This window comes from Nostoc sp. CHAB 5715 (genome assembly GCF_020829685.1).
Lineage (GTDB): Bacteria > Cyanobacteriota > Cyanobacteriia > Cyanobacteriales > Nostocaceae > Nostoc.
The window spans coordinates 1-6,746 of sequence record NZ_JAIVFR010000362.1 but is presented as its reverse complement, the minus strand read 5'-3'; the positions used below and the strand labels follow the sequence as shown (position 1 = coordinate 6,746).

The window sequence follows — 6,746 nt, the reverse complement described above, 5'->3', positions numbered from 1 at the left end:
AATTTTCATCCCAAAACTGCCTAAGTTGATTTTGATTGCGCCAATAAGAATATAGAACGCAAGCTCAAGATGCTTAACTTTGCTAAATCAAGAAACCTAGGATTTTAACAAGGGGAGGAATTGAAGTAGCAGCATTACGCGAGTGTCTGGATCATCTAGCCATTTTTGAACGCCCGCCAGATTCTGCAACCACCGGAATATTTAAGAAAATACAGCGATTTGGTAAATTTTTGCAACAGGGAACACCACCAAGCGTACTCAACCGCTATTCAATTGAGATGCAAACCTGGGTTGATAACTGGGTGGAAGCGGGGAAATGCGATGTGATTACCTGCGAACATAGCGTCAATGAAATTTATGTGCGATGTCTACGACGGGCTACGCCTACGTGCTGTTGCCTATTTTAGGTCATAACCTCAAGCAACGCCAGTATCATATCAAATAGGTTTATTTAAAACGTCTTGTGCGTCTAGCTGCCACTGCCTTACGTTTGCGTTTCTCTATCGGTGTTTCAAAGTGCCGATGATATTTCACATCAGCTAATATTCCAGCTTTGGAAACCTGACGTTTAAACCGACGCAAAGCTGAGTCTATTCCTTCGTTCTCTCCTAGAACCACCTGGGTCATTCTTGCCTTTTCCTCATCATCAATAGTTTCCATTCTAATATTATCCTCAACCTTAGTAAAACCCCCCCTGAGCTAAAGTCATGATTAAGAGGCTATTCGTCCGTTTGAAGCGGGTTATGTGTGCTTCTGCGTCGTGAAATCGGTACTTAACTAAATGTTAATCTAAGTGCCCTAATGCACTCTCAGAAGCAATAGAGAAGACGGAAAAATTATAATGCTAAATTTTTATGGCTGTACTATAAACTGGCGAATAATGTAGTATTAGCTACTAATAGATATGGTAATATATGATTATATGTACAGATTTTAAAAGTTTATTTTGCCTTCATTAAACAATTTATATCAGGCTACTAATGCGGCGAAACAACAAGTAAATTCCATAGACTAGTTGCTCTGAAAATTACTTGACCACTGAATAAAACTAGTACTATGCCAATCCCTAACAAAACCCATTCAAAATTACTAGCTTCTCTACGAAAAAACACTAATTGAAACACACCTATCATAATTGCTAATACGTAAACACTAGCTGGTAATCTGCTGAAAAAATATATAATTAATCGCTAAAAAATATGATATTTTGATCAAAAAACTATAAGCTTATAAAAAGTAAAATTAAATAGATAAATCTGATTAACAGCCTGCCTATAATATTTTTATATTTTTAATGGCTGAAGCAAATTTTAATCAGATTATACTAAAGTTTTTAAAATCCTAATAAATTTTACTAAAATTTAATTAATCTATGTGAATATACTGAATTAGAGTCCAAGCTGTCTGAAGATGTCAATATAAATAATGTTGATGAGATAAAGTAGTCCTTGCCAGCGTTTTATCAAGGTGCTTTAATAGCGATCGCATTCCGCAAAACAGCCCATTTACAGAATATGTACAAGACGCGCAGCGATTCGGCATCAGACATCGCTGCTGGTGTTGATAAAATTACAGACTCAAAACATTAAACTCAAAGATATGACAAGCTATTAGCATATCTTTGACACTAAATTCTCCCAAAAGCTGAATAGGAGTATATATGGAGACGCCAATCATTTTTATAGTTTTAGTGCTTATAGGTTATGCCTTAGGTTCTGCAAAACTGATTAATCAAGGTAATGAAGCCCTAGTCGAACGCCTGGGGCAGTATCATCGGAAACTTAAACCTGGGCTGAACTTTATTGTTCCCTTAGTATATCAGATTGTGATGGAAGATACGACACGAGAGCAGTTTTTAGACATCAAACCTCAGAATGTGATCACCCAAGATAATATTTATGTGGAAGTGGATGCTATTGTGTACTGGCGCATTAGAGATATTGAGAGAAGCTTTTATGCTATTGAGGATCTCCAAGGTGCACTGATACAGATAACCACAACCACGCTCCGGGAAATCATTGCCCAGAACACCTTAGAGCAGACCAATGTCTCCAGAGCGGAGATGCACTCAGCTATCATAGACCAGTTGAATCATGTAACGGCAGATTGGGGAGTTGAGATTCTCCGGTTAGACCTTCAGAGAATTACCTTACCTGAGAGTGTACGAAGGTCTAGGGAAGAGGAGCAAGCTGCTGTAATCAGAAAAAGGGCGCTGATTACTGAAGCAGAAGGGGAAAAGGAAGCTGCGATTAAAAAAGCAGAAGGAACTATGGCTTCAGTGCAAATCATTTCTCAAGCTCTCCGTTCCAATCCAGATAGTAGGGACATTCTGCGGTATCTTGTAGCTCAAGATTACGTAGATGCTAGCCAAAAACTTGGTGAGAGCAGTAATGCCAAAATTGTCTTTGTAGACCCAGCCAACTCAAGTGAAATGTTTCAAGAGTTGATAGCCGAGTCAATAAATACCGAAAGTAATGGCAAAAAATCCGAAAACGGTAATCCCTAACAGTTATTCTGTGCGGCTTTTCTCAGTAGGGCATCGGCTACTAGTGAAACATCACGCATTTCTTGAACATCGTGAACTCGGAGGATATCAGCGCCATTGAAAATAGCAGCACAACAAGCTGCTGCCGTTCCCCAAACTCGTGCTTTGGGATCTGGTTGATTTAAAATGCGACCAATGAAACTTTTACGGGATGCTCCTACCAAGATAGGACAATTGAGTGCTAAGAGCGATCGCAAGCGGCGAAAAATTTCTAAATTTTGCTCATAGTTCTTAGCAAAGCCAATACCAGGATCAATAATAATTTTATCCCGTTCAATGCCCGCAGCAGTTGCTACCTCAATTTGTCTTGCCAAAAAACTATAAATTGCTCCTAGCAAATCTTGATAATCAGTCTGTTGTTGCATTGTCTGTGGTGTTCCACGGATGTGCATTAAAATAAACGGCACACCTAACTCTGCAACTGTTGGTAACATTTCTGAGTCAAAAGTGCCGCCAGAAATATCATTAATAATATTCGCTCCAGCTTCTACAGATGCCTTGGCTACAGCAGCACGGGTGGTATCTACAGAAATCGGGACTGAAATTTCTGGTCTTATCACCTGTAACACCGATAACACCCGGTCAAGTTCCTGTGCCAGAGTTATTTGCTTTGCCCCTGGTCGAGTTGATTGACCGCCCACATCGATAATATCAGCACCAGCAGCCACCAGTGCTTGCGCCTGTACTAAAGCGGCAGAGGTAGTGTTAAAATCACCCCCATCACTAAAGCTATCAGGCGTTACATTCAAAATCCCCATCAAATAAGTGCGCTGTCCCCACTCGAAACAGCGTCCTCTAATTATCAAGTTGCTTCGCAAAGTCATTAGTCATTAGTCCAAGAAATACCACACTCACTCTTTGACGTGGTTTGAATTAGTCCGATATGATTAGTTTTTTCGCCCACTACGAGCGAGGTATGTACCAAAAAGTCTTTATCAATTTCCTTGACATAAATCTACATTAGGCATTCCCATGCAGAGCATGGGAACGAGAAGAAAGCACATCACAGTGACTGAAAATTTACAATTCGAGCGAAACTCTCAGGTTCCAAACTTGCTCCTCCCACTAAAACACCATCAATTTCCGGTTGAGCCATGATCTCATCAATATTGTTCGGCTTAACTGAGCCACCATATTGAATTGATACATTTGGATTACTCAACTGGCTACGAATTAAGCCAATTATCCGATTAGCCTCCGTTACTTCACAAGTATCACCAGTACCAATCGCCCAAATCGGTTCATAGGCAATCACCAAATTATCCTGATCTATATCTACCAAGCCTTTGTCAAGTTGGAGAGCAATCAGTGATTCAGTTTCTCCTGCATCTCGTTGTTGTTTAGTTTCGCCAACACAGAGAATTGGGGTCAAACCAAACCTTTGAGCAGTTCGGAGGCGTAGATTAACGGTTGCATCCGTTTCACAAAAGAATTGCCGTCGTTCGCTATGACCGACAATCACAAAGCGCACACCAAGTTCTGTCAGCATTGGGCCAGAAATCTCACCCGTATAAGCTCCATATTCTTCCCAGTGGACATTTTGTGCCCCCAGTTGGATGAGGCTACCGTGCAAACTCTTGGACAAAACACTTAAATCAGTGAACGGAGGACACAATATCACTTCTCGCCCTTGGGGGGTTTCCTCTAAGTGGGGCAGAAATCCTTGTAAAAACTCCTGGGTCTCTGCCTGGGTTTTGTACATTTTCCAGTTACCGGCAATAACGATTTTCCGCACAGTTAATTTAGTCAAGATCCTAACGAGTTATTTAGATGCATTTTTCAGTTTATGACTTTTTGTTAGTCATTGGTCATTGGTCATTAGTCATTGGTCATTGGGGATGGGGCATTGGGCATTGGGCATGGGGCATTGGGCATTGGGCATGGGGCATTGGGCATTGGGCATGGGGCATTGGGCATTGGGCATACTTATTTTCCTTGTCTCCTTCGTCTGTCTTATCTCGCCAAACCGCTCCTAAAAATAACTAGGATAGTAAACGGGGTGTATCTAAAAATCTAAAATCTAAAATCTAAAATCTAAAATTGATATGACTTCGACATTGCCCGTGCCTGAACCTCATCAAAGTGATTCCGCCAACACTGACGCAAATTCTTTCAGCTGGGAGGAAGAACTGGATAGTGCTATTTTCAGTTTTGAAGACATTCAGACGGAACTAAACTATAAACAAGCACAAACGGCGCTGCGAAACTTGGTAAGCAATCTCGACCTCACCCCCCAAGAAAAAACCGGGTTAGAGGCGGAAATTGCGGATTTGGAAACCATGCTGGGGAAGCTAGACCGCATGGTGGTGCAGATTGCGGCTTTTGGCATGGTGGGACGTGGTAAGTCTTCGCTACTCAATGCTTTGGTTGGGCAAACAGTATTTGAAACTGGGCCGCTGCATGGCGTCACTCGTGCTGCACAAAGAGTTAATTGGAGTATTAGTGAGGAAGCGATTGGAGAAACTGAACGTGCTTTGCGAGTTACTCTCCCTGGTGTAGGTCAATCCCAGGTGGAATTAATTGACACTCCTGGGTTAGACGAGGTAGATGGTGCAACTCGTGCCGCGTTAGCTGAACAGATTGCAAAACTTGCGGATTTGATTCTGTTTGTGATATCTGGCGACATGACGAAGCTAGAATACGCCGCCCTTTCTCAGTTGCGGGAAGCAGGTAAACCGATCATTCTAGTATTTAACAAAGTAGACCAGTATCCAGAAGCAGACCGGATGGCAATTTATCACAAAATCCGGGATGAAAGGGTGCGGGAATTACTCACACCTCTAGAAATTGTCATGGCTGCGGCATCGCCATTGGTGAAGACGGCGATTCGTCGCCCTGATGGTACTAGGGGCATACAGTTGCGTACAGGTAATGCCCAAGTCGAGGAACTCAAGCTGAAAATATTAGAGATTCTGCATCGTGAGGGTAAAGCTTTAGTTGCCCTCAATACCATGCTTTATGCCGACATTGTAAATGAGCAGTTGATAGAACGAAAACTGATGATTCGGGAGGTGAATGCTAATCAGTTGATTTGGAAGGCTGTAATGACTAAAGCATTAGCGATCGCACTTAATCCCCTAACTGTGGTAGATATTCTGAGTAGTGTAGTCATTGATATTGCTCTGATTTTGGGTTTATCTAAACTCTATGGCTTCTCCATGACCGAAGCCGGGGCTGTACAATTGCTACAAAAAATCGCCCTGAGTATGGGCGGCATTGGTGCTAGTGAACTGTTGGCAAATTTGGGCTTGAGTGGATTAAAAACTTTACTTGGTATCTCTGCAACAGCTACGGGTGGCATCGCGCTAGGCCCTTATATATCGGTGGCAATCACCCAAGGGGGAGTAGCTGGTGTTTCGTCTTATGGGATTGAGGCGGGAAGATTAGCGGGTTTACCAGCGGTGGTGATTCAACGGGCAAAACAAGTGATGGGGCAAATTGAGAAGCATAGTAAGATTGCAATGGGGCTGCAAAATCTGGATTGATTTTGTCGATTGACTAATTATTTGTCTGCGTTGACAGATTGAATTATTTGGCATACTGTTTTTGACTTCTAGTAATTCTGATTTTTGCTCGGCTTTGGCTTAAATCTCACTTTGAACTTACTCTGGTATATTGTCCAACTTAGGTATAACAATACTGCCAGCAGAGTAAGTTTGAGTGATCGCACAACACATTACTGAGCAGGGACGAGATTTTTTATCAATAAATAGTTGGCATAGAAAATAGCAATACGGTATGAAACCAGAAGACTTTCAAAATAGCCCAACAGGTCGATTAGTGCAAATTATACAAGGAGAAAATCCTTGTTTTGCTTTTGTTCCCAACCCTTTACCACCAGTGTTAGAACTGGATACAGAAATTTGGCGCACACTTTCTGATGCTGACCGAGCTTTGGGTGAACTTGCAGGATTAGGACGTACTATGCTCAATCCTAATCTTCTCATCCGTCCATTTATTCGCCGGGAGGCAGTGCTGTCTTCACGTATTGAGGGAACCCAAGCAGATATTACTAACCTCTACGCTTATGAAACCGGACAATTAACGCTTCCAGGTATAAATCCTTCTCCACCAGAATCTGATGTTAAAGAAGTTTTGAATTATGTGCGTACTTTAGAATATGGCTTAGAAAGACTCACAACCCTGCCTATCTGCTTACGTTTTATGTGTGAACTCCATGAGCGTTTAGTAGATGGTGTGC

The 6,746-nt window shown here is 41.9% G+C and carries 7 protein-coding genes and 1 pseudogene; 5 read left to right on the top strand and 3 right to left on the bottom strand.

The genetic code is table 11. The annotated features are described in order from the left end of the window. Positions 1 to 122: 122 nt before the first annotated feature. A pseudogene (locus tag LC574_RS20070) lies at positions 123 to 365 on the top strand (glycosyl transferase family 1); the annotation flags it as partial. 82 nt (positions 366 to 447) lie between these two features. Here LC574_RS20070 and rpsU read toward each other — a convergent pair. Beyond that, positions 448 to 627 (bottom strand): 30S ribosomal protein S21, encoded by a 180-nt coding sequence (rpsU, locus tag LC574_RS20065; protein ID WP_069073049.1) that lies wholly within the window; start codon positions 625 to 627, stop codon positions 448 to 450. Between the two features lie 821 nt (positions 628 to 1,448). On the opposite strand from rpsU, the gene LC574_RS20055 reads away from it, so the two are divergent. Then, positions 1,449 to 1,589, top strand: a complete 141-nt coding sequence (locus tag LC574_RS20055) for a hypothetical protein (protein WP_229455150.1) — start codon at positions 1,449 to 1,451, stop codon at positions 1,587 to 1,589. 71 nt (positions 1,590 to 1,660) lie between these two features. Then, positions 1,661 to 2,506 (top strand): SPFH domain-containing protein, encoded by an 846-nt coding sequence (locus LC574_RS20050; protein WP_229455148.1) that lies wholly within the window; start codon positions 1,661 to 1,663, stop codon positions 2,504 to 2,506. On the opposite strand, the gene folP is transcribed toward LC574_RS20050, so the two are convergent. Next, the gene (gene folP, locus LC574_RS20045) at positions 2,503 to 3,363 is read right to left on the bottom strand and encodes a dihydropteroate synthase (protein ID WP_229455152.1); all 861 of its coding nucleotides are present in this window, start codon (positions 3,361 to 3,363) and stop codon (positions 2,503 to 2,505) included. The genes LC574_RS20050 and folP overlap by 4 nt on opposite strands. A gap of 185 nt (positions 3,364 to 3,548) precedes the next feature. Continuing rightward, complete coding sequence (gene tpiA / locus LC574_RS20040) at positions 3,549 to 4,280, bottom strand: triose-phosphate isomerase (protein ID WP_229455151.1); 732 nt, start codon at positions 4,278 to 4,280, stop codon at positions 3,549 to 3,551. Positions 4,281 to 4,590: 310 nt separating this feature from the next. On the opposite strand from tpiA, the gene LC574_RS20035 reads away from it, so the two are divergent. After that, positions 4,591 to 6,030: a GTP-binding protein gene (locus tag LC574_RS20035; protein WP_229455147.1), complete on the top strand. Its 1,440-nt coding sequence runs from the start codon at positions 4,591 to 4,593 to the stop codon at positions 6,028 to 6,030. A gap of 253 nt (positions 6,031 to 6,283) precedes the next feature. Next, positions 6,284 to 6,746: Fic/DOC family N-terminal domain-containing protein (locus LC574_RS20030; RefSeq protein ID WP_306422139.1), on the top strand; the 463-nt coding region annotated here is incomplete at its 3' end.